The sequence below is a fragment of the Nonomuraea sp. NPDC054003 genome (assembly GCF_055585125.1).
In genome coordinates, this window is record NZ_JBVJKR010000008.1 from 205,269 (window position 1) to 226,467 (window position 21,199).

A 21,199-nucleotide genomic window follows, 5' to 3' on the forward strand; every position below is an offset into this window, starting at 1 on the left:
GTCATCAAGATCGGGTGGAATGCCTGGCGGCGCTGGACGGTTGAAGGATCTGGCACACTGGTAGCTGACCGATTTTCGCGGTACCGGCTCCCGCCCCTGCGCTCCGTCGCACCTTGTCTGGCGACCCGGCGACCGCACCCGAAAGGACAGCCATGAAGCGCGACATCCACCCTGACTATCACGTGACGCAGGTGACCTGCTCCTGCGGCAACACGTTCACCACCCGCAGCACCGCCAAGAACGGCGTGATCCACGCCGACGTCTGCTCTGCCTGCCACCCCTTCTACACCGGCAAGCAGAAGATCCTCGACACCGGCGGCCGGGTGGCGCGTTTCGAGAAGCGCTTCGGCAAGAAGGCCTCGGGCAAGTAGCTTCACCGACGCCGGCCCGACGCACGACCGTGCGGCGGGCCGGCGTTCTTGGTTCGAACACAGCCCACACACGAAGGACCCGACGGTGAACCTCGACGAGTTGCTCAAGGAATACTCCGAGCTGGAGCTGCAGCTCGCCGACCCCGCCGTGCACGCCGACCAGAGCAGGGCCCGCACGCTCGGCAGGCGCTACTCCCAGCTCACCCCCATCGTCGCCACCTACCGCGAGCTGGAGACGGCCCGCGACGACCTGACCGCGGCCAGGGAGCTGGCGGGCGAGGACGAGGGGTTCGCGGCCGAGGCGGCGGAGATCGAGGAGCGCATTCCCAAGCTCGAAGAACGGCTCAAACACCTGCTGATCCCGCGCGATCCCAACGATGACAAGGACATCATCATGGAGATCAAGGCGGGCGAGGGCGGTGAGGAGTCCGCGCTGTTCGCCGGCGACCTGCTGCGCATGTACCTCCGCTACGCCGAGCGGATCGGCTGGAAGACCGAGATCATCGACAGTCAGCCGTCCGACCTGGGCGGCTACAAGGACGTCACGGTCGCGATCAAGGCCAAGGGCGACGAGGGCGTGTGGTCCAGGCTCAAGTTCGAAGGCGGCGTCCACCGCGTGCAGCGGGTGCCCGTCACCGAGTCGCAGGGCCGCATCCACACCAGCGCCGCCGGCGTGCTCGTCTACCCGGAGGCCGAGGAGGTCGAGGTCCAGATCGACCCCAACGACCTGCGCATCGACGTCTACCGCTCCAGCGGCCCCGGCGGGCAGAGCGTCAACACCACCGACTCGGCGGTCCGCATCACCCACCTGCCGACCGGCGTGGTCGTCTCCTGCCAGAACGAGAAGAGCCAGCTGCAGAACAAGGAGTCGGCGCTGCGCATCCTGCGCGCCCGGCTGCTGGCCGTGGCGCAGGAGCAGGCCGACGCCGCCGCGCAGGCCGAACGCAAGTCGCAGGTGCGCACCGTCGACCGCTCCGAGCGGGTTCGCACGTACAACTTCCCGGAAAACCGCATCTCCGACCACCGCGTCGGCTTCAAGGCGTATAACCTCGACCAGGTTCTCGACGGTGAGCTCAACGCCGTCACCCAGTCCCTCATCGACGCCGAGATGGCGGAGAAGCTCGCACAACACTCATGACATTTCTGCTGGACGAGATCGCCCTCGCCACCGCCCGGCTGGCGGAGGCGGGTGTGCCGTCACCGCGCACCGACGCCGAGGAGATCGCGGCGTTCGTCCACGGCGTGCGCAGGAGCCAACTGCACGCCGTGAAGGACGCCGACTTCGACGCGCTGTTCTGGGAGGGCGTCGCGCGGCGTGAGGCCCGCGAGCCGCTCCAGCACATCACCGGCCGCGCCTATTTCCGCTACCTCGACCTTGAGGTCGGGCCGGGGGTCTTCGTGCCGCGCCCCGAGACCGAGGTGATGACCGGCTGGGCGATCGAGACGCTGCGCGAGATGGACGTGACCGCGCCGCTCGTCGTCGACCTCGGCACCGGTTCGGGCGCGATAGCCCTGTCGATCGCCCAGGAGGTGGCGCTGTCCGAGGTGCACGCCGTGGAGGTCGACCCCGACGCCTACACCTGGGCCAAGCGCAACATCTCCGAGCACGGCCAGGGCCGCACCCACCTGCACCCCGAGGACCTCGCCGCCGCTCTGCCCGAGCTGAACGGCAGGGTCGACCTGGTCATCTCCAACCCGCCGTACATCCCGCCCGGCGCGGTGCCGCGCGACCCCGAGGTGCGCGACTACGACCCGGTACGCGCCCTCTACGGCACCGGCGACGACGGGCTCGGCGAGGTGCGGGCGGTCGAGCTCACCGCGCGGCGCCTGCTGCGCCCCGGCGGCTGGGTCGCCGTCGAGCACGCCGACGAGCAGGGCAGGGACGTCTACCTGCAGTTCTCGGAAGACAACGGCTGGCGTGACGTACGGCTACGGCAGGATCTCACCCGCAGAGACCGATTCGTCACCGCCAGGCTGGGCCAGGACTAGGATGCACGCGAAGCGGCGCGGCCTTCTCCGGACGACGCCGAACATGACGGAAGGAGGAGGCCTCGTAGAGCGCCGCTCGCGAGCGGAGCGAGGCAATGAGACCGTGACAAAGCGCTTTGACTGCAGCGATCTCGAACAGCGGGCCGAGGGCCTGCGAGAGGCGGCCGCCGCCGTCCGGCGCGGCGAGCTCGTCGTGCTGCCCACCGACACGGTGTACGGGATCGGCGCCGACGCCTTCACCCCCGCCGCCGTCACCGCGCTGCTGGACGCCAAGGGCCGCGGCCGCGACATGCCGCCGCCCGTCCTCGTCGGCACCGTACGGGCGGCCAACGCGCTCGTCGAGGACCTCGGACCGTACGGGCAGGACCTGATAGACGCGTTCTGGCCGGGGCCGCTGACCATCGTCTGCAAGGCGAACCGCGCCCTGTCGTGGGACCTCGGCGACACCAAGGGCACGGTCGCGCTGCGCATGCCGCTCCACCCGGTGGCGCTCGACCTGCTCAAGGAGACCGGCCCGATGGCCGTCTCCAGCGCCAACCGCTCGGGCATGGCGGCCGCCGCCACCGCGGCGGAGGCGGAGGAGCAGCTCGGCGACTCGGTCGCGGTCTACCTCGACGGCGGCAAGACCACCGACAACACCCCGTCGTCGATCCTCGACCTGACCACCGCCGTGCCCCGGCTCCTGCGCCGCGGCGCCATCCCGGTCGAGAAGCTGCGCGGCATCATCGGGTACGTCGCGACCGACGGCTGACCGATACCGTCTGCTTATCCCGCCTGCGCGGTGGGTGGTGGCGAGAATACGGTGGGCCCGGGAGCTAGCGACGTCCGGGAGTGGCCCATGGGCAAGTTCGACGGCATGGATCCCCAGCTGGTCCGCGAGCTGCTGGCGGAGACGAAACAGGCGGCCGTCGAGCTGCGCGAGGTGGAGGGGCGCGTCTCGCAGATCATGTCCAGGGCGGGCCTCGCGACCCAGACCACCCATCGGCCCGTCCAGGTGGCGGACTCCGCGGACCGGATGGTCAAGGACGTCTCCGCCCGGCTGGACCTCCTCGAGAAGCGCGCCGCCGGCGAGTCCCCTTCTGGCGACTCCCGCCGCACGGACCCTCCCCCCACCGACAAACCAGGCACCGACCCAAAGCCCGACAAATCCAACCCAGACACGGACGCCCGCGACGGGAAGCCGGACGGGAACGCGCGGGACGGGAAACCCGACGGGGGCAAGCCGGACGCGGATGCGCGGGGCGACAAGCCCGATGGGGGCAAGCCGGACGCTGACAGTCGCGGCGAGAAGCCGGACCCGGGCAAGCCTGACGCGGACGCCCGCGGTGAGAAGCCGGACGCGGATGCGCGGGGCGAGAAGCCGGATGGGGGCAAGCCTGACGCGGGTACGCCTGAGGAGAAGCCGGACGCGGACGCTCGTGGTGAGAAGCCGGATGCGGACGGCCGGGACGGGAAGCCGGACGCGGATGCCCGGGACGGGAAGCCGGACGGGGACGCGCGGGACGGGAAACCCGATGGGGGCAAGCCCGACGCCGGTACCCCTGAGGAGAAGCCTGACGCGGACGCTCGTGGTGAGAAGCCCGATGTGGATCGGCCCGAGGCCAAGCCCAGCGAGGACGGGAAGTGTGACGACGGCGCCACGGCCCGAGAGGACAAGCCCGTTACCGGTACCCCCGAGGAGAAGCCAGACGCCGACGCTCGCGGTGAGAAGCCCGATGTCGGTACTCCTGAGGAGAAGCCGGACGCCGATGCCCGCGGTGAGAAGCCGGATGCGGATCGGCCTGAGGCCAAGCCCGGTGAGGACGGGAAGTGTGACGACGGCGTCCGGGGACGAGAGGACAAGCCCGACGTCGGTACTCCTGAGGAGAAGCCGGATGCCGACGCTCGTGGTGAGAAGCCCGACGCGGATACAGGCGAGAAGCCGGACGCGATAGGCCAGGAAAAGCCGGACGCGGACCGGTCCGAGACGAAGCCCGGGGAGGATGGCCGACGGGACGGGGCGTGCGATGGCGAGCCCGGGACCCAGAAGCCTGATGCCGGTGGACAGCGGGACGGAAACACCCAGGGCATCGCCGACACCCCCCGTAAGGATCACCCGGACGACATCGAGACCGGCAGACCACAGGTTGTCGAGATCGACGGGGTCAAGGTGGTCCAGGTGCCCCTCGACCCGCCCACCGCGAAGGAGCTGGAGAGTCTCCTGGAGAACCTCGACCAGGTCCAGCCGGCCGACACGCCCTCCGTCGGCGGCCCCTGCGACGACGGCACCTCCCAGGACACCCGCCCACCGGATCAGGGACGCGCCACCCCCGACGAGGGACGCGCCACGCCGGATCAGGGACGCGCCACGCCCGACGAGGGACGGACGACGCCCGACCAGGGACGCGCCACGCCTGACGAGGGAAGGACGACGCCCGATCAAGAACGTACGACGCCTGACGAGGGACGGACGACGCCCGATCAGGGACGCGCGACGCCCGACACGCCTGGGACCGGCCAGGATGCCCCCTCAAGGGGTGGCGACACCGGGCTGGTCGTTCCACCCACCCCACCCCCTGATGACGCCGCCACGGCTGCTGTGAGCGCCAGCGCTCCGCCGCCTGACGGCGCCGTCTCGTCCGGCGACGGTTCGCGTACCGAGGGCGCGGTCTCGTACGACGCAGGCTCCCGTCGTGACGATGCGGTCTCGCACGGCCAGGGCTCGCGTCCGGACGGTGGTGTCTCGTATGGAGAGGGTTCGCGTACCGAGGGCGCGGTCTCGTACGACGCAGGCTCACGTCGTGACGATGCGGTCGCGTACGGCGAGGGTTCGCGACCCGAGGGTGCGGTCTCGTACGGCGAGGGGTTAGCCCGTGACGACGTCGTCTCGTACGGAGAGGGCTCTCGCACCGAGGGTGCGGTCTCGTACGGCGAGGGCTCGCGTCCCGGCGGCAGCGTCTCGTACGGCGAGGGCTTAGGCCGTGACGACGTTGTCTCGTACGGAGAGGGCTCACGTACCGAGGGCGCGGGCTCGTACGGCGAGGGTTCGCGGCCTGGTGTGGTGGTGGGGGAGGGTGCGACGCCGAGTGACGAGGAGCTGCGGGAGCTCATCGCGCGGGCCGCGGGCGTGCCTCCTGCGGAGATGCCGCCCGTCGAGGGGGAGTGGGGCCCGGGGGCCGACGGTCCGCCGGGGCAGACCGAGCCCGGTGGTCCGCGGAGAGGCGATGACGATGGGAGGAGTGCCTGATGTACGTGGATCCGCCCGCGCCGCGGCCCCGTGAGCTGGGGGAGATGCCGCCCGCCACCGCGACCGGTCCGCTCGACGAGCAGCCGCGGGTGTGGGAGTTCAACCCTGAGTACCAGCGGCTGGTCACCGCATGGCAGGAGGCCCTGCCCCTGCTCGACAAGCTGTCCAAGGCCTTGGACAAGCCCTACGCCAAGGCCAGGAGCCCGCAGACCTGGGACTCCCCGGTGGGGTCGCGCTACGTCGAGGACATCGGCCAGTGGCGCACCAGGCTCGGCCTCTACCGTCAGGCCGTGCTCACGGCCATCAGCGACGAGGCGGCCGACACGCCCCGGTGGATCCCGGCTCCGGCGGGGGCGCCGCACGCCTTCTCCTGAGAAGGAATGCCAAACTAGGGCAAAGAGGTACGTCGCCGTACAGTGGGGTCATGGGCGCAGGACCCTTCTACGGTCCGGGCTTCGGGCTCCTGGAGGAGCGGGACCCGGAGGTGGCCGCGCTGCTGCTCGACGAGGTCGAGCGGGTGCGCGGCGGCCTCCAGCTCATCGCCAGCGAGAACTTCGCCTCACCCGCCGTGCTGGCCGCCCTCGGCTCCACGTTGAGCAACAAGTACGCGGAGGGCTACCCGGGCGGCCGCTACTACGGCGGGTGCGAGGTCGTCGACCGGGCCGAGCGGCTGGCCGTCAGGCGGGCGCGCGAGCTGTTCGGCGCCGAGCACGCCAACGTGCAGCCGCATTCGGGCGCGTCCGCCAACCTGGCCGCCTACGCTGCGCTGCTGCAGCCGGGTGACCGGATGCTGGCCATGGCGCTGCCGCACGGCGGCCATCTCACGCACGGGTCGCGGGCCAACTTCTCCGGCCGGTGGTTCGACGTGGCCTCGTACGGGGTGCGGCGCGACACGGAGCTGATCGACTACGACGAGGTCAGGGACCTGGCGCTGCGGCACCAGCCCAAGCTCATCGTGTGCGGGGCGACCGCCTATCCGCGGCTGATCGACTTCGGGGTGTTCCGGGGGATCGCCGACGAGGTGGGGGCGTGGCTGATGGCGGACGTGGCGCACCCGATGGGGCTGATCGCGGCCCGCGCCATCCCGTCCCCGGTCCCGGAGGCGGACGTCGTCACCTTCACCACCCACAAGACGCTGCGCGGACCGCGCGGCGGCGGCATCCTGTGCACCGCCGAGCTGGCCGCGCGGATCGACCGGGCGGTGTTCCCGTTCACGCAGGGCGGGCCGATGATGCACGCGGTGGCGGCCAAGGCGGTGGCGTTCGGGGAGGCGCTGCGGCCGGAGTTCGCCGGCTACGCCCGGCAGGTGATCGCCAACGCGCGGGCGCTGAGCGAGGCGCTGGCGGAGGCGGGCATGCGGCCTGTCACCGGCGGCACGGACACCCACCTGGCGCTGATCGACGTGCGCGGGCTGGGCGTCACCGGTGCCGAGGCCGAGCTCAGGTGCGCCGCGGCCGGCATCACGCTCAACCGCAACGCGATACCGTACGACCCCGAACCGCCGCGCGTGACCTCGGGCGTCCGGGTCGGCACGCCGTGCGTCACCACCCAGGGCCTGGAGCCCCGGGATCTGCGGGAGGTCGGGGCGCTGGTGGCCCGCGCGGTGCGCGACCAGGAGTCGGCCGCGGACGTCAGGGACAGGGTGACGGCGCTGCTGGGCATACATCAGCCTTATATGGACCAATAATAAGCTGGTCTGTGTCGTTTTCCGGTCACAGCCGGCCGGAGCATCCGGGAAACTAGGTCCGTGCGCGAATACCTGTTCATGGCGCTCATCGCGGCAGCGGTGACCTATCTGCTGGTCCCTCTGGTGCGCCGCTTCGCCATCCGCATCGGCGCGGCCCCCGAGATCCGTGATCGTGACGTGCACACCACGCCCACGCCCCGGCTGGGCGGCCTGGCGATGTACGGCGGGCTGGTCGTCGGGCTGCTGGTGGCCGCCCAGCTGACCAACACCGGCAAGGCGCTGGCCGGCACCGCCGCCGAGCCGGTCGTGGCCCTGATCCTGGCGGGCGGCCTGATCACGGTGACCGGCTTCCTCGACGACTGGTGGGGGATGGACCCCTTCATCAAGCTGGCCGGGCAGATCGCCGCCGCCGGGGTGCTCGTCCACTTCGAGCTGAGACTGACCTACATCCCGCTGCCGAAGGACTGGGGCGGCTCCACCAGCCTCGACTACACGCTGAGCGCGATCATCACGATCCTCGTGGTGGTGGTGGCGATCAACGCGGTCAACTTCGTCGACGGGCTCGACGGGCTCGCGGCCGGCATCGTGTGCATCGCCGCCATGGCGACCTGGGCCTACTCCATCTACCTCGGGCAGAACATCAGCGGTGACCGCATCACCACCACCGCCGCCATCTCCGCCGTGCTCATCGGGGCCTGCATCGGCTTCCTGCCGCACAACTTCCACCCGGCCAAGATCTTCATGGGCGACACCGGCGCGATGCTGATCGGGCTGGTGCTGGCCTCGTCGCTCGTCACCGTGATGCCGGTGGACCCGTCGGTCATCGAGGGCATCAACCGGTTCGGCGTGCTGCTGCCCCTGCTGGTGCCGGCCGCGGTCCTGGTGCTCCCGCTCATCGATCTGATAACGGCCGTGGTGCGCCGCACCTCCTACGGGATGTCGCCGTTCGCGCCCGACCGCGGCCACCTGCACCACCGGCTGATGGACATCGGCCACTCCCACCGGCAGTCCGTGATGATCATGTACGCGTGGACGTTCCTGTTCGCGTTCGGCATCTTCGCGATGTCCGTGGTCACGGTGCCGGTGCTGGCGTTCCCGGTGGTCATCCTGCTGGCCCTGGGCGTGCTGGTGCTGATGGCGCTGCCGCGCTGGCGGGGCCGGGGCGGCGCGCACACCTCGCGGGGCAAGCCGTCGAGCGACGACGACGACGGCCCGCCCACCGGCCCGATGCCGCCGGTCCGGCCCGACGCCGAGTTCCGGCGGCCGGTGCCGCCGCCCGGCCCGCCGCGGGAGCGGCCGAGCACCGATCCGAACTCGGTCATTCCCATCTATCCGGGCCGATCGTGATCGCGAACTAGAAACGGCAGGTAAAAGCAGCCTTCCGTGAGCTTGTGATATCTTTCACGAGCAGGGCCTCCAGATTTTCGTGTTCTGGAGGTAGCAAACGCTCGCTTGATAACTCGCGATGGAGCACCGATGCAGGCCAACGACGTGCGCGTACTGAAAAGCGCCGCGCTTCCCACCCTCGGGGTCGGAGTCGTCGCGCTGGCCGCGGCCACCATCCTGGCCGGTGGCAAAGGAGCGCTCGGCGCGGCCATCGGCGTGCTCCTGGTAATGGTCTTCTTCAGCGTCAGCGTGGTGGCCGTGTCGTACGCGGCCCGCGTCTCGCCCCAGCTGATGGCCATCGCCGCGATGGGCAGCTACCTCGTGAAGGTCATCGTCATCATGCTGATGCTGGCCACCTTCGGCGACACCACGCTGTGGAACTCGCAGGCTTTCGCCTGGACCGTGGTGGTCGGCACGATCGTGTGGACGGCCTTCGAGGTCCGCGCCTTCCTCAAGACCAAGATGCTGTACGTCGACCCCGACGCCAAGGTCCCCGGGCACGGCGACTGATGAGCCTGGTAAAACACGGGGTCCGATATGACTAGTCCTCTGCCCGCCTGCTATCGTCAGGGCCGCGATGAGCGAACAGGAACGCCGACCGGAGACAGACGGTCGCGACTTCGCCGACGCCATGTGGTCAGTCCCCAGCTATCTTCTCGCCGGGATGGCGGTCTACGGCGGCATCGGCTGGTTGCTGGACCGTTGGCTCGACCTGTCCGCGTTCTTCCCCATAGGCATCGTCCTGGGGCTGGTGCTGGCCGGCTACGCGGTCTACCGACGGCACGGTCGCTAGCCCCACGCCGCGACCGCTTCGCCGAGGAAATTCCTGTGATCCACTACGACGTTGAAGGGAACGCCGCGTGAGTGCGCTGACGGTCCTAGCGGCACCACCGGGTGAGTTCGGTGCGCCGACGCCTGGCGAGCTGTTCGACCTGCCCCCCATCATTCCCGGGGTCGCCTGGTTCACCAAGCCGGTCCTGCTCGCCATTCTCAGCTCGATCATCGTGATCGGCGTGTGCTGGGCGGCCTTCGCCAAGCCGAAACTCGTCCCCCGGGGCATCCAGAACGTCACCGAATATGGCTACATGTTCGTTCGCGACCAGGTCGCCCGGCCCTTCCTGGGCAAGGACACCGACCGGTGGATGGGCCTGCTCGTCAGCGTCTTCTTCCTGGTGCTGGTCTGGAACCTCATGGGCGTCATCCCCTTCCTCCAGTTCCCGGTCGCCTCGCACATCGCCTTCCCGTTCGTGCTGGCGCTCTCGATCTACGTCCTGAAGATCTACCTGGGCGTCAAGCACCAGGGCGGCATCGGCTACTTCAAGAACATGATGTTCCCGCCGGGGCTGCCGAAGCCGATCTATCTGCTGCTGGCCCCGATCGAGTTCCTCTCGAACATGATCATCGCGCCGTTCACGCACGCCGTGCGACTGTTCGCGAACATGTTCGCGGGCCACATGCTGCTCGCCTTCTTCAGCATGGTGGGTTTCTGGTTCCTCTTCGAGAAGCTGACCCTGCCGGGCTCCACCATCGGTGTCCTCGGCGTGGTGATGACCATCATCCTCACCGGCTTCGAGATGTTCATCCAGTTCCTGCAGGCATTCCTCTTCGCGATGCTGGCCGCGATGTACATCGGTGGCTCGCTGCACGCGGAGCACTGAACCCCATACCGGAATATCCATGACCGGTGAGACTCCACTTCACCGGCCGTCCAGTAAAGGAATAAGAGCAATGGGTCTTCTCGCTGAGGTCTCCGGCAACGTCACCGCCATCGGTTACGGTCTCGCCGCCATCGGCCCCGGCATCGGCGTCGGCATCATCTTCGGTCAGGGCGTGCAGGCCATCGCCCGCCAGCCCGAGGCCTACGGCCTGATCCGCCAGAACATGCTCCTCGGCTTCGTCCTCACCGAGGCCCTCGCCCTGATCGGTCTGGTCGCGCCGTTCATCTTCCAGGCCCTCTGACGGCCAGAAGCATCCCCTGACGAAAGGCTGCACCCATGAACATGGCAGCTACGCTCCTCACAGTGGCGGCGGAGGAGGGTGCCAACCCGCTCATGCCGCACACTTACGAGCTCGTCGTCGGCATCTTCTCGTTCTTCGTCGTCGTTCTCGTCGTCGGCAAGATGCTCGTCCCGCGCATCCAGAAGACGCTGGCCGAGCGCACCGACGCCATCGAGGGCGGCATCAAGAGGGCGGAGGAGGCCCAGGCTCAGGCCCAGGCCCTGCAGCAGCAGTACGCCGAGCGGCTCGAAGAGGCGCGGCGTGAGGCGGCCAGGCTCCGCGAGGAAGCTCGTGAGCAGGCCGCGCTGATCAAGGCGGAGCTCCGCGAGGAGGCGCAGGCCGAGGCCCGTCGCCTCGTCGAGGCCGCGCACGCCCAGATCGAGGCCGACCGCCAGGCGGCGTTCGCCCAGCTCCGCACCGAGATCGGCCGTCTGTCGACCGACCTGGCCGGCCGCATCGTCGGCGAGTCGCTGACGGACGAGGCCCGGCAGAGCCGCATCGTCGACCGGTTCCTCGACGAGCTGGAGAGCTCCAACGCGCAGGCGGTGCGCTAATGCGCGGCATGAGCAGAACCTCGCTGGCAGAGGTCGAGGAGCGCTTCAACGCGGTCGCGGGCAGCGCTGACCTCGCCACGCTCTCCGACGAGCTGTTCGCGGTCGCGGATCTGCTCGACCGCGAGCACGGCCTGCGCCGGGCGCTGTCCGACCCGGCGAGGCCCGCCGAGCAGAAGGCGCAGAGCGTGCGCGTGCTGCTGGAGGGCAAGGTCAGCGAGTCGGCGGTCGCCACCACCGAGGCCGCGGTCTCGGCCCGGTGGTCGCGCGTCGGCGACCTGGCCGACGTGATCGAGCGGCTCGGCGTGGTCGCGGCCGCCGCCGAGGCGGAGAGCCAGCGGCGGCTCGACGACGTGGAGGACGAGCTCTTCCGCTTCGGCCGCATCGTCGCCGCCAACCCGTCGCTGCGCCGCGCGCTCAGCGACGCCGGCGCCCCGGCGGAGGGCAAGCGCGAGCTGCTGCGGTCCTTGCTCGAAGGCAAGGTCGCGCCCAGCACGATGCGGCTCATCACGCAGGTTGTGGTACATCCACGAGGACGTAGCCTGGAGACAGGGCTGGAGGAGTTCGGCCGGCTGGTGGCTCAGCAGAGCCGGCGCCTGGTCGCCGTGGTCCGCAGCGCGGTCGAGCTGACCGAGGAGCAGAGGCAGCGTCTCATCACGTGGCTGCGCTCCTCCTACGGCCGTGACGTGCACCTGAACGTCGAGGTGGACAAGCGAGTGCTCGGTGGGTTCTCGGTCCGCATCGGCGACGAGATCATCGACACCACCATTGTGGGACGAATCGAAGAAGTCCGCCGCCGGTTGGCCGGCTAGGCGAATAGGGAGACAGAGTAGAGATGGCGGAGCTTACGATCCGGCCGGACGAGATCCGGGACGCGCTTGAGCGCTTCGTCCAGGCGTACGAACCGGAAGGCGCCGCGCGCGAGGAGATCGGGACCGTCGTCGACGCCGGCGACGGCATCGCCCATGTCTCCGGCCTTCCCTCGGCGATGGCGAACGAGCTGCTCGAGTTCGAGAACGGTACGCGCGGCCTGGCACTTAACCTCGACCCGCGCGAGATCGGTGTCGTTATCCTCGGCGAGTTCGCCGGCATCGAGGAGGGCCAGACGGTCCGCAGGACGGGCGAGGTCCTGTCCGTGCCCGTCGGCGACAACTTCCTCGGCCGCGTCGTCGACCCCCTGGGCAAGCCGCTCGACGGCAAGGGCGCGATCGAGCACGAGGAGCTGCGCGCCCTGGAGCTGCAGGCCCCGTCGGTCGTCCAGCGGCAGCCCGTGAAGGAGCCGCTGCAGACCGGCATCAAGGCGATCGACGCGATGACCCCGATCGGCCGCGGCCAGCGTCAGCTGATCATCGGCGACCGCGGCACCGGCAAGACCGCGATCGCCGTCGACACGATCCTCAACCAGCGCGAGGGCTGGCTGTCGGGCGACCCGGAGCGCCAGGTGCGCTGCGTCTACGTCGCCGTCGGTCAGAAGGGCTCGACGATCGCGCAGGTGCGTTCCCGCCTTGAGGAGGCGGGCGCGATGGACTATACGACCATCGTCGCCGCCCCGGCCTCCGACCCCGCGGGTTACAAGTACATCGCCCCCTACGCCGGTTCGGCCATCGGCCAGCACTGGATGTACCAGGGCAAGCACGTCCTCATCATCTTTGACGACCTCACCAAGCAGGCCGACGCCTACCGCGCGGTCTCGCTGCTGCTGCGCCGCCCGCCGGGCCGCGAGGCGTTCCCCGGTGACGTCTTCTACCTCCACTCCCGCCTGCTGGAGCGCTGCGCGAAGCTCTCCAACGACATGGGCGCGGGCTCGATGACCGGTCTGCCGATCATCGAGACCAAGGGCAACGACGTGTCGGCGTTCATCCCGACCAACGTCATCTCCATCACCGACGGCCAGTGCTTCCTGGAGACCGACCTGTTCAACGCGGGCGTCCGTCCCGCGATCAACGTCGGTATCTCCGTCTCCCGAGTCGGCGGTTCGGCCCAGGTCAAGGCCATGCGTAAGGTGGCCGGCACGCTCAAGCTCTCCCTGTCGCAGTACCGCGACCTGGAGGCCTTCGCGGCCTTCGCCTCCGACCTCGACGCCGCCTCCCGGGCCCAGCTCGACCGCGGTCAGCGTCTGGTCGAGCTGCTCAAGCAGCCGCAGTACTCACCGTTCCCGGTCGAGCGTCAGGTGGTGTCGGTGTGGGCCGGCACGACCGGTGAGCTCGACGAGGTGCCGGTCGAGGACGTCCGCCGCTTCGAGTCGGAGTTCCTCGACTACCTGGCCTCCTCGCACAAGGGCATCTTCGACGGCATCCGCGAGACCAAGGAGCTGCCGGACGACGCGGCGACCGCTCTCAAGGACGCCATCACGGAGTTCAAGAAGGGCTTCACCACCTCTTCGGGCGAGCTGCTGGTGAAGGACGAGCCGGTGGCGCCGCTCGAGGCGGACGAGGTCGGCCAGGAGAAGATCAAGAAGGTCGTCCGTCCGGCGACGGGGAAGTAGCACATGGGTGCCCAGCTAAGGCTGCTGCGGCGGCGGATCAACTCGGTCAAGTCGACCGCGAAGATCACGCGCGCCCAGGAGCTCATCGCCTCCTCACGGATCGTGCGGGCGCAGCAACGGATGCAGGCGGCGCTGCCGTACGAGCGCGAGATCACTCGCGCCGTCACCGGCGTCGTCAGCAACGCGGCCAGCGTCGACCATCCGCTGACCGTGGCGAAGGAGAACCCCGCCAAGGCGGGCGTCCTCATCGTCACCAGCGACAGCGGCTTCTGCGGCGGCTTCAACGCCAACGTGCTGCGTGAGGCCGAAGCGCTGCGCGGGCTCATCGAGGGCCGCGGGATGCAGTACATCCCGTTCGTCAGCGGGACCAAGGGAGTCACCTGGCACACCTTCCGCCAGCGCGAGATGGGCGGTCAGTGGACCGGTTTCTCCAGGAACCCGTCGTACGCCGACGCCAAGGAGATCGCGACCACGCTGATCGACTCGTTCAAGGACGACAACGGGATCGACGAGATCCACATCGTCTCGACGCAGTTCGTCTCGATGCTCACGCAGAACGTCGTGGTCCGGCGGATCCTGCCGCTCGAGGTCGAGGTGACCGAGGCGACGGAAGCCACCGTGATCCCGCCGTACTTCGAGTTCGAGCCGACCGCCGGCGACGTGCTGGAGTCGCTGCTGCCGCGCTACGTGGAGTCCCGCATCTTCACCGCGCTGCTGCAGTCGGCGGCCTCCGAGGAGGCCGCGAGGCGGCGCGCGATGAAGTCCGCGACCGACAACGCCAACGAGCTGATGCGGATTCTCACCCAGCAGATGAACCAGGCTCGCCAGGCCGAGATCACCCAGGAAATCAGCGAGATCGTCGGTGGCGCCAACGCGCTCGCTGACGCCGCAGCGGGGAAAGAGTGAAATGACTGCAGAGGCTGTTGAAACTGTAGAAACCCCCGCGGCCGGCACTGGCCGCGTGGCACGTGTCACCGGCGCCGTCGTCGACGTGGAGTTCTCCGTCGAGACGATGCCGGAGATCTATAACGCGCTCAAGGTCGACGTGACCCTCGGCGGCGAGACCAGGACCCTGACCCTCGAGGTCGCCCAGCACCTGGGTGACAACCTCGTCCGGGCCATCTCCATGCAGCCGACCGACGGCCTGGTCCGCGGCCAGGCGGTGACCGACACCGGCGGCCCGATCTCGGTGCCCGTCGGCGACGTCGTCAAGGGCCACGTGTGGAACGCGCTGGGCGAGACGCTCGACGTGCCGACCTCGTCGCTCAAGATCGAGGAGCGGTGGGGCATCCACCGGCCGTCGCCGCCCTTCGACCAGCTCGAGTCCCGCACCGAGCTGCTGGTCACCGGCATCAAGGTCATCGACCTGCTCACCCCGTACGTTCAGGGTGGGAAGATCGGTCTGTTCGGCGGCGCGGGCGTCGGCAAGACCGTTCTGATCCAGGAGATGATCCGCCGCGTCGCCCGTAACTTCGGCGGCACCTCGTGCTTCGCCGGGGTCGGCGAGCGCACCCGTGAGGGCAACGACCTCTGGCTGGAGATGGAGGAGGCGGACGTCCTCAAGGACACCGCGCTCGTCTTCGGCCAGATGGACGAGCCGCCGGGCACCCGGCTGCGGGTGGCGCTGTCCGCGCTGACCATGGCGGAGTACTTCCGCGATGTGCAGAAGCAGGACGTGCTGCTGTTCATCGACAACATCTTCCGCTTCACGCAGGCCGGTTCCGAGGTCTCCACGCTGCTCGGTCGTATGCCGTCCGCGGTGGGTTACCAGCCGACGCTGGCCGACGAGATGGGTGTGCTCCAGGAGCGCATCACCTCGACGCGTGGTCACTCGATCACCTCCATGCAGGCGATCTACGTGCCCGCGGACGACATCACCGACCCGGCCCCGCACAACGCGTTCGCGCACCTCGACGCGCAGACCGTGCTCTCGCGGCCGATCTCGGAGAAGGGCATCTACCCGGCGGTGGACCCGCTCGACTCCTCCTCCCGGATCCTCGACCCGCAGATCGTGGGCGAGGAGCACTACCGGGTGGCCCAGGAGACCAAGCGGATCCTGCAGAAGTACCGCGAGCTCCAGGACATCATCGCCATCCTCGGCATCGACGAGCTCTCCGAGGAGGACAAGGTCACCGTCCAGCGGGCCCGCCGCATCGAGCGCTTCCTGTCGCACCCGATGTACGCGGCCGAGGCCTTCACCGGCCAGCCGGGCGAGACCGTGCCGCTGGACGAGACCATCGCCTCGTTCAAGGGGCTGTGCGCGGGCGAGTACGACCATCTGCCCGAGCAGGCGTTCTTCATGGTCGGTGGCATCGACCAGGCCGTGGCCAAGGCCAAGGAACTCGAGCGCCGCTAAACCGCCCTCTTATGGTGGTGGCGCGGCGGCCGGCCGTGCCACCACCTGATCGGAAAGGAACCTACACCAGTGGCTAAGCTACGCGTAGGGGTTGTCTCACCCGAGCGTGAGATCTGGTCGGGCGAGGCCGACATGGTGATTGCCAAGACCGTGGACGGCGAGATCGGTATCATGCCGCAACACGCACCCGTGCTCGGCGTCCTCGTCGAGGGCGGCGTGCTGCGCGTGAAGCGGGAGGGTGAGTCCGACCTGGTCGCCGCGGTTCACGGGGGCTTCATCTCCGTGGCCGACGACGAGGTCTCGGTGCTCGCGGAGGCGGCCGAGCTCGGTTCCGAGGTCGACGTCGCCGCGGCCCGTGACGCTCTCGACCGCGCGCAGGCCTCTGTCGAGGCCAACCAGGAAGACGCCGACGCGGCGCTCGAGGCCAAGCGGGCTCGGGCACGGCTGCGTGCGGCGGGCGAAGAGGTCTGACTTACACGAGCCTTTGGGGGGCGGCATGGTGGCAACGTTGGTGATCTGCGCGCTGCTGGCCGCCGCCCTGGTGGGCGCGCGGGTGTTCATGGTGGCCCGCCGCGGCAACGTACCATGCCGCCTGAAGGCGGGCGACGGGGGATGGCGTGCCGGAGTGGCACGCTATGCCGACGGAGAACTCCACTGGATCCCGCTCCTGGGTGTGCGACTGAGGCCGCGCCACGCGATCGCGAGGCGCGGCCTCGTCGTTTCCGGGCGCAGAGAGCTCGACAACGGGCTGTACGCCGTCGACTGCTCCGGCTCGACCCGTGACGTCTCGCTGGCGATGAGCGCCGACGCCCTGACCGGTTTCCTGGCCTGGCTGGAGTCGGCGCCGCCGAGCGCCTATCTGGACGTCGCTTGACCGGCTAGCGGGTGCCGCCGGGCTTCCAGAGGATCTCGTCGCCGTCGTGGGCGACCCTGCACAGGATGAAGAGCAGGTCCGACAGCCGGTTGAGGTAGGTGGCGGTCAGCGGGTTCATGTCGTCGTGCTCGTGCAGTGCCGCCCACGTGGTGCGCTCGGCGCGGCGGACGGTCACGCGCGCCAGGTGGAGCGCGGCGGTGGCGGGGTCGCCGCCCGGCAGGATGAAGCTGCGCAGCGGCTTGAGCCGCTCGTTGAAGAGGTCACACTGCTCCTCCAGCCAGTCGATGTACGACTGCTCGACCCGTAGCGGCGGGAACTCGGGATTCTCGGTGATCGGGCTGGACAGGTCGGCCCCGAGGTCGAACAGCTCGTTCTGGACGCGCCGCAGCACCGGTACGAGGTCGCCGGGCAGGGTGTCGTGCGACAGGGCCAGCCCGAGATGGGCGTTGGCCTCCTCCACGTCCGCGTAGGCGGCCAGCCGTGGATCGGTCTTCGAAGTCCGGCTCATGTCGCCGAGCGTGGTGGTGCCGTCGTCCCCCGTGCGGGTGTAGATACGGGAGAGGACGACCGGTTTGTCCTTGTCTGCGCGCGTCATGTGCTCAGCGTAATGACAAATGTCATCCGGAACGGACGCGGATCACACCCCAGGCCGCTGATTTCCACGACTACCAGGCGAATGCCGCACGCGCCACGATCTATCCATGACGAAGGAGAGGACCTGATGCTCGAGATAAGCGGGCTGCGCAAGCGCTTCGCCGGAGGCCCCGGGGCGCCCGAGGGAAAGCAGGCCCTGGACGGGATCGGCTTCACCGTCCGGCCGGGTGAGATGTTCGGGTTCGTGGGCGCGAACGGCGCGGGCAAGTCGACGACCATGCGGATCGTCATGGGCGTGCTCAAGGCCGACGCCGGCACCGTGAGCTGGCGCGGCGAGCCCATGACGCACGCCGACCGCCAGCGCTTCGGCTACATGCCGGAGGAGCGCGGCCTCTACCAGAAGATGCGCGCGGGCGAGCAGATCGAGTACTTCGGCCGGCTGCACGGGATGAGCCAGGCGAAGGCGAAGAAGGCCACCGAGGACCTGCTGGAGCGGCTCAGCCTGACGGACCGCAGGAACTCCAGCGTGGAGTCGTTGTCGCTGGGCAACCAGCAGCGCGTCCAGCTCGCGGTGGCGCTCGTGCACGACCCCGAGCTGCTGATCCTGGACGAGCCGTTCTCCGGTCTCGACCCGATCGCGGTCGACGCGCTGGCCACGGTGCTGCAGGAGCGGTGCCGCGGCGGGGTGCCGGTGATCTTCTCCAGCCACCAGCTCGAACTGGTGGAGCGGCTGTGCGACTCCGTGGGCATCGTCTCCGCGGGCCGGATGGTGGCCAGCGGCACGGTCGACGAGCTGCGCGCCGCCGAGGGCGGCATGCTGCGGGTCGTGGTCCGCGACCCGGCCCCCGGGTGGGCGGACGGCCTGCCGGGTCAGGTCAACGTGCAGGGCAACCGGCACGTGCTGGTCACCGAGGACGGCGACGACCAGGACATCCTGCGCCGGGCCATCAAGGCGGGACACGTCGAGCACTTCGGGGTCGAGCAGCCGACCCTCACCGAGATCTTCAAGGAGGCCGTGGCGTGAACGGGATGATGCTGGTCGCGCGGCGGGAGATCACGACGCAGATACGGACCCGGTCGTTCGTCATCAGCCTGCTGGTCACCGTCGTGGTGGTGGGAGCGCTGGCGTTCGCGCCCAAGCTGTTCGACCGTCCTGACTCGTACACGATCGGCACCGTGAACTCGCAGCAGCTGCCGCTGGAAGCGGCGGCGCCGGACATCGAGTTCGAGTGGCGCAGCTTCCCCGACGAGGCCGCGGCCACGCGGGCCGTGCTCGACGGGGACGTGGACGCGGTCCTGGTCGACGGGGCCAAGGTGTTCACCGACGGGCAGATCGAGACCGAGCTGGGCGTCCTCCTGCAGAGCACGCACCGTGAGGCGAAGCTGGGCGCGGCCGGGGTGCAGATCGCGCCCCTGCAGATGGAGTCCGTCGGCGCGGACACCCGCTACCAGGCGGCCAGGACCGGCATCGCCGTGGTGCTGGTGCTGGTGCTGTTCATGCTCATCCTCGGACAGGTCATGATGGTCGCCATGGGCGTGGTGGAGGAGAAGGGCAGCCGGATCGTGGAGATCCTGCTCAGCTCGGTGCGCCCGTGGCAGCTCCTCGGCGGCAAGGTCATCGGTCTGGGCGTGCTCGGGCTGATCAACCTCGGCGCGATCCTGGTGGCCGGCATCGGCGCCTCGTTCGCCTCCGGGTTCGCCGCCGACTTCCCGCCGGGCATGACGGGCATCGTGGCCGGGGTTCTCGTCTGGTTCGTGCTCGGCTACGCGTTCTTCGCCACGCTGGGCGCCGCGCTGGCCTCTCTGGTGTCGCGCCAGGAGGAGGTCGGCAACGTGATGTCGCCGATGACCATGCTCATCATGGCGGCCTACTTCGTGGCCTTCTACGCGACCACCGACCCCACCGGCACCCTCGCCACGATCGTCTCGTTCGTCCCGCCGTTCTCCTCGATGGTGATGCCGGTGCGGATGGCGGCCACCGAGGTGCCCCTCTGGGAGGTCGCCGCGTCCGCCGGGCTCATGGTGCTGGCGGTGCTGGCCATCCTGGCCTTCGGGGCCAAGGTGTACGAGCGCGCCGTCCTGCGTACCGGGGCCAGGGTGAAACTCGGCGAAGTGCTGCGCGCGAAGTAATGAACGAGATCGACCGGGCGCGACGCAAGACCTGGTGGATGCTGGCGACTCTGGTGGGCTTCCTGTGGCTGTTCACCGGCACCCGCGTGGTCTTGTCGGCGCTCAACGGGGAGCCGCTTTCCTGGGCCCGCACCGTGCCCGCGATGATCTTGATTGCTGGTTTCACCTGGGTCTACCTGCGTATCTCCGCGGCCCTGACCGAGCGCCGCTACCCCGTCCGTGAGGTGGCGGTGGCCGGGGCGACGGCCGTCGTGACGGCGGCCGTCGGCGGCGCGGACCCGATGTCCTTCGGCTTCGTCCTGATCGCCTGGCTGGCGGTGGCCTCGCTGGAGGTGCCGTCCAGGGTGGCCATCCTGATGGCGGTGGGCACGTTCGTCACGGGCGTGGGACTGGCCTACGTCACCTACCTGAGCGATCCGGGCCACCTGCTGGGCGGCGACTGGAGCGCGGGCCGGAACCTGCTGTACCTGGCCCTCATGTACGGGGTGTTCTGCGCCGCCTTCCCTCCCACGAACCGGGTGTGGATGTGGTTGCTGGCGCTGACCATCCAGGCGCACGAGGGCAGGGAGGCGCACACCCGCCTGGCCCTGGCCGAGGAGCGGCTGCGCTTCTCCAGGGACCTGCACGACCTCGTGGGGCACCGGCTGTCCGCGATCGCGGTCAAGGCGGGGCTCGCGGTGCGGCTCTCGGACCAGGACCCGGCGGCGGCCAGGTCGCAGATGGCCGAGGTCAACGAGCTCACCAGGACGGCACTGCGCGAGCTGCGGCAGGCCGTGCGCGGCTACCGCGAGCTTGACTTGACCGCCGAGCTGAATAGCGTGAAAGACGTGCTCGAAGCGGCGGGCATCGCCTGCCACACCCGGCTGCCCTATCGTGACCTGCCGGGCGAGGTGGCGCCGGTGTTCGCCTACGTGGTGCGCGAGGCGGTGACCAACGTGCTCAAGCACAGCACCGCCACCCGCTGCGACATCCTCCTGCGGTTCACCGAGGACGAGGCGGAACTGCGCGTGCACAACGACGGCGCCGGCGCGCTGGACGGCGCCGGGACCGGTAGCGGGCTGCTGGGGCTGGAGGAGCGGGTGGCCGCCGTGGGCGGCGAGCTCACCGCCGGGCCCGACGGCGACGGGGGGTTTCTGCTCACCGCTGTCGTGTCCTTGCCCGTACGTGGGTAGGGGGCATATATCCCCATGGAGGAGGTGGCATGCGCGTCCGGGGCAATCCCAAGGGTCAGGTGGTGCGGCTCGGCGCCCGGCTCGACGCGGGCACGTCGGCGGGAGTGCGCGAACGCCTGCACGAGGCGGTCGAGTCCGGCGCCGGCGACCTGATCCTCGACCTTTCCGAACTGGAGATGATCGACGCCACCGGCCTCGGCGTGCTCGTGGGCACGCACAGGCTCGCGCTCGACATAGACCGCCGCGTGGTGCTGCGCGCGGTGCCGCCGCGGATCATGCGGATCCTGGCGGTGACCCGGCTGAACCGGGTCCTCCACGTCGAAGCGCACACCGCCGCGGTGGCGTGAATCCGTATTTCGCCGGATTCGGACGTTGAATAA

24 protein-coding genes are annotated in these 21,199 nt (G+C 69.5%); 23 read left to right on the plus strand and 1 reads right to left on the minus strand.

Annotated features, from left to right (window positions below):
- The first annotated feature begins 152 nt into the window (after window positions 1–152).
- From rpmE to ACZ6YG_RS22510, 19 genes are all read left to right on the plus strand, one after another.
- Window positions 153–371, plus strand: coding sequence for a 50S ribosomal protein L31 (rpmE, locus tag ACZ6YG_RS22420; protein WP_148033924.1), 219 nt, complete (start codon window positions 153–155; stop codon window positions 369–371).
- An 85-nt stretch (window positions 372–456) separates the two neighbouring features.
- Complete coding sequence (gene prfA, locus ACZ6YG_RS22425; protein WP_148033923.1) at window positions 457–1,509, plus strand: peptide chain release factor 1; 1,053 nt, start codon at window positions 457–459, stop codon at window positions 1,507–1,509.
- The gene (prmC, locus tag ACZ6YG_RS22430) at window positions 1,506–2,360 is read left to right on the plus strand and encodes a peptide chain release factor N(5)-glutamine methyltransferase (protein WP_219551045.1); all 855 of its coding nucleotides are present in this window, start codon (window positions 1,506–1,508) and stop codon (window positions 2,358–2,360) included. Before prfA ends, prmC begins: the two co-directional genes overlap by 4 nt.
- Before the next feature lie 103 nt (window positions 2,361–2,463).
- On the plus strand, window positions 2,464–3,111 hold the full coding sequence (locus tag ACZ6YG_RS22435) for an L-threonylcarbamoyladenylate synthase (RefSeq protein WP_148033921.1): 648 nt from the start codon (window positions 2,464–2,466) through the stop codon (window positions 3,109–3,111).
- 87 nt (window positions 3,112–3,198) lie between these two features.
- On the plus strand, window positions 3,199–5,586 hold the full coding sequence (locus ACZ6YG_RS22440) for a hypothetical protein (RefSeq protein ID WP_466019111.1): 2,388 nt from the start codon (window positions 3,199–3,201) through the stop codon (window positions 5,584–5,586).
- The gene (locus ACZ6YG_RS22445) at window positions 5,586–5,960 is read left to right on the plus strand and encodes a hypothetical protein (RefSeq protein ID WP_466019112.1); all 375 of its coding nucleotides are present in this window, start codon (window positions 5,586–5,588) and stop codon (window positions 5,958–5,960) included. The genes ACZ6YG_RS22440 and ACZ6YG_RS22445 overlap by 1 nt, the downstream gene beginning before the upstream one ends.
- A gap of 50 nt (window positions 5,961–6,010) precedes the next feature.
- Entirely contained in the window at window positions 6,011–7,273 is a 1,263-nt protein-coding gene (locus ACZ6YG_RS22450) for a serine hydroxymethyltransferase (protein WP_219551049.1), read from the plus strand.
- A 60-nt stretch (window positions 7,274–7,333) separates the two neighbouring features.
- Window positions 7,334–8,620 carry a glycosyltransferase family 4 protein gene (locus ACZ6YG_RS22455; protein WP_219551051.1) on the plus strand — a complete coding sequence of 429 codons (1,287 nt, stop codon included), beginning with the start codon at window positions 7,334–7,336 and terminating at the stop codon, window positions 8,618–8,620.
- Between the two features lie 129 nt (window positions 8,621–8,749).
- A complete protein-coding gene (locus ACZ6YG_RS22460; protein WP_148033917.1) occupies window positions 8,750–9,169 on the plus strand; it encodes a hypothetical protein in 420 nt (139 codons plus the stop codon).
- 67 nt (window positions 9,170–9,236) lie between these two features.
- Window positions 9,237–9,452: an AtpZ/AtpI family protein gene (locus ACZ6YG_RS22465; RefSeq protein WP_187281350.1), complete on the plus strand. Its 216-nt coding sequence runs from the start codon at window positions 9,237–9,239 to the stop codon at window positions 9,450–9,452.
- Window positions 9,453–9,519: 67 nt separating this feature from the next.
- Window positions 9,520–10,317 (plus strand): F0F1 ATP synthase subunit A, encoded by a 798-nt coding sequence (gene atpB / locus ACZ6YG_RS22470; protein ID WP_271280216.1) that lies wholly within the window; start codon window positions 9,520–9,522, stop codon window positions 10,315–10,317.
- 70 nt (window positions 10,318–10,387) lie between these two features.
- The gene (gene atpE, locus ACZ6YG_RS22475; protein WP_148033915.1) at window positions 10,388–10,618 is read left to right on the plus strand and encodes an ATP synthase F0 subunit C; all 231 of its coding nucleotides are present in this window, start codon (window positions 10,388–10,390) and stop codon (window positions 10,616–10,618) included.
- A gap of 35 nt (window positions 10,619–10,653) precedes the next feature.
- Window positions 10,654–11,211, plus strand: coding sequence for a F0F1 ATP synthase subunit B (locus ACZ6YG_RS22480; protein ID WP_148033914.1), 558 nt, complete (start codon window positions 10,654–10,656; stop codon window positions 11,209–11,211).
- On the plus strand, window positions 11,211–12,020 hold the full coding sequence (locus ACZ6YG_RS22485; RefSeq protein ID WP_148033913.1) for a F0F1 ATP synthase subunit delta: 810 nt from the start codon (window positions 11,211–11,213) through the stop codon (window positions 12,018–12,020). The genes ACZ6YG_RS22480 and ACZ6YG_RS22485 overlap by 1 nt, the downstream gene beginning before the upstream one ends.
- 23 nt (window positions 12,021–12,043) lie before the next feature.
- Window positions 12,044–13,693, plus strand: a complete 1,650-nt coding sequence (atpA, locus tag ACZ6YG_RS22490) for a F0F1 ATP synthase subunit alpha (protein WP_148033912.1) — start codon at window positions 12,044–12,046, stop codon at window positions 13,691–13,693.
- Window positions 13,694–13,696: 3 nt separating this feature from the next.
- On the plus strand, window positions 13,697–14,599 hold the full coding sequence (locus ACZ6YG_RS22495) for a F0F1 ATP synthase subunit gamma (protein WP_148033911.1): 903 nt from the start codon (window positions 13,697–13,699) through the stop codon (window positions 14,597–14,599).
- Between the two features lies 1 nt (window position 14,600).
- Complete coding sequence (gene atpD, locus ACZ6YG_RS22500) at window positions 14,601–16,049, plus strand: F0F1 ATP synthase subunit beta (protein WP_148033910.1); 1,449 nt, start codon at window positions 14,601–14,603, stop codon at window positions 16,047–16,049.
- A 69-nt stretch (window positions 16,050–16,118) separates the two neighbouring features.
- On the plus strand, window positions 16,119–16,520 hold the full coding sequence (locus ACZ6YG_RS22505) for a F0F1 ATP synthase subunit epsilon (protein ID WP_148033909.1): 402 nt from the start codon (window positions 16,119–16,121) through the stop codon (window positions 16,518–16,520).
- 25 nt (window positions 16,521–16,545) lie between these two features.
- Entirely contained in the window at window positions 16,546–16,923 is a 378-nt protein-coding gene (locus ACZ6YG_RS22510; RefSeq protein WP_148033908.1) for a DUF2550 domain-containing protein, read from the plus strand.
- A gap of 4 nt (window positions 16,924–16,927) precedes the next feature.
- Here ACZ6YG_RS22510 and ACZ6YG_RS22515 read toward each other — a convergent pair whose 3' ends face one another.
- Entirely contained in the window at window positions 16,928–17,518 is a 591-nt protein-coding gene (locus ACZ6YG_RS22515) for a cob(I)yrinic acid a,c-diamide adenosyltransferase (protein ID WP_466019113.1), read from the minus strand.
- Between the two features lie 126 nt (window positions 17,519–17,644).
- Here ACZ6YG_RS22515 and ACZ6YG_RS22520 point away from each other — a divergent pair, with 126 nt between their 5' ends.
- Genes ACZ6YG_RS22520 through ACZ6YG_RS22535 form a run of 4 tightly spaced genes read left to right on the plus strand, consistent with a single transcriptional unit; the run spans window position 17,645 to window position 21,166 of the window.
- Entirely contained in the window at window positions 17,645–18,541 is an 897-nt protein-coding gene (locus ACZ6YG_RS22520) for an ABC transporter ATP-binding protein (protein ID WP_364226351.1), read from the plus strand.
- 5 nt (window positions 18,542–18,546) lie between these two features.
- On the plus strand, window positions 18,547–19,647 hold the full coding sequence (locus ACZ6YG_RS22525) for an ABC transporter permease (protein WP_246641218.1): 1,101 nt from the start codon (window positions 18,547–18,549) through the stop codon (window positions 19,645–19,647).
- Window positions 19,647–20,819 (plus strand): sensor histidine kinase, encoded by a 1,173-nt coding sequence (locus tag ACZ6YG_RS22530; protein WP_148033904.1) that lies wholly within the window; start codon window positions 19,647–19,649, stop codon window positions 20,817–20,819. Before ACZ6YG_RS22525 ends, ACZ6YG_RS22530 begins: the two co-directional genes overlap by 1 nt.
- A 29-nt stretch (window positions 20,820–20,848) precedes the next feature.
- A complete protein-coding gene (locus ACZ6YG_RS22535) occupies window positions 20,849–21,166 on the plus strand; it encodes an STAS domain-containing protein (protein ID WP_148033903.1) in 318 nt (105 codons plus the stop codon).
- Window positions 21,167–21,199: the final 33 nt, after the last annotated feature.

Bases quoted from the DNA above. Each gene is read 5' to 3' on its own strand.
- ACZ6YG_RS22480 (WP_148033914.1), top strand. From the start codon at position 10,654: ATGAACATGGCAGCTACGCTCCTCACAGTGGCGGCGGAGGAGGGTGCC.
- ACZ6YG_RS22460 (WP_148033917.1), top strand. From the start codon at position 8,750: ATGCAGGCCAACGACGTGCGCGTACTGAAAAGCGCCGCGCTTCCCACC.
- ACZ6YG_RS22450 (WP_219551049.1), top strand. From the start codon at position 6,011: ATGGGCGCAGGACCCTTCTACGGTCCGGGCTTCGGGCTCCTGGAGGAG.
- atpD (WP_148033910.1), top strand. From the start codon at position 14,601: ATGACTGCAGAGGCTGTTGAAACTGTAGAAACCCCCGCGGCCGGCACT.
- prmC (WP_219551045.1), top strand. From the start codon at position 1,506: ATGACATTTCTGCTGGACGAGATCGCCCTCGCCACCGCCCGGCTGGCG.
- ACZ6YG_RS22530 (WP_148033904.1), top strand. From the start codon at position 19,647: ATGAACGAGATCGACCGGGCGCGACGCAAGACCTGGTGGATGCTGGCG.
- ACZ6YG_RS22485 (WP_148033913.1), top strand. From the start codon at position 11,211: ATGCGCGGCATGAGCAGAACCTCGCTGGCAGAGGTCGAGGAGCGCTTC.
- ACZ6YG_RS22465 (WP_187281350.1), top strand. From the start codon at position 9,237: ATGAGCGAACAGGAACGCCGACCGGAGACAGACGGTCGCGACTTCGCC.
- ACZ6YG_RS22510 (WP_148033908.1), top strand. From the start codon at position 16,546: ATGGTGGCAACGTTGGTGATCTGCGCGCTGCTGGCCGCCGCCCTGGTG.
- rpmE (WP_148033924.1), top strand. From the start codon at position 153: ATGAAGCGCGACATCCACCCTGACTATCACGTGACGCAGGTGACCTGC.
- ACZ6YG_RS22440 (WP_466019111.1), top strand. From the start codon at position 3,199: ATGGGCAAGTTCGACGGCATGGATCCCCAGCTGGTCCGCGAGCTGCTG.
- atpE (WP_148033915.1), top strand. From the start codon at position 10,388: ATGGGTCTTCTCGCTGAGGTCTCCGGCAACGTCACCGCCATCGGTTAC.
- ACZ6YG_RS22495 (WP_148033911.1), top strand. From the start codon at position 13,697: ATGGGTGCCCAGCTAAGGCTGCTGCGGCGGCGGATCAACTCGGTCAAG.
- ACZ6YG_RS22525 (WP_246641218.1), top strand. From the start codon at position 18,547: ATGATGCTGGTCGCGCGGCGGGAGATCACGACGCAGATACGGACCCGG.
- ACZ6YG_RS22535 (WP_148033903.1), top strand. From the start codon at position 20,849: ATGCGCGTCCGGGGCAATCCCAAGGGTCAGGTGGTGCGGCTCGGCGCC.
- ACZ6YG_RS22520 (WP_364226351.1), top strand. From the start codon at position 17,645: ATGCTCGAGATAAGCGGGCTGCGCAAGCGCTTCGCCGGAGGCCCCGGG.
- ACZ6YG_RS22445 (WP_466019112.1), top strand. From the start codon at position 5,586: ATGTACGTGGATCCGCCCGCGCCGCGGCCCCGTGAGCTGGGGGAGATG.
- atpA (WP_148033912.1), top strand. From the start codon at position 12,044: ATGGCGGAGCTTACGATCCGGCCGGACGAGATCCGGGACGCGCTTGAG.
- ACZ6YG_RS22515 (WP_466019113.1), bottom strand. From the start codon at position 17,518: ATGACGCGCGCAGACAAGGACAAACCGGTCGTCCTCTCCCGTATCTAC.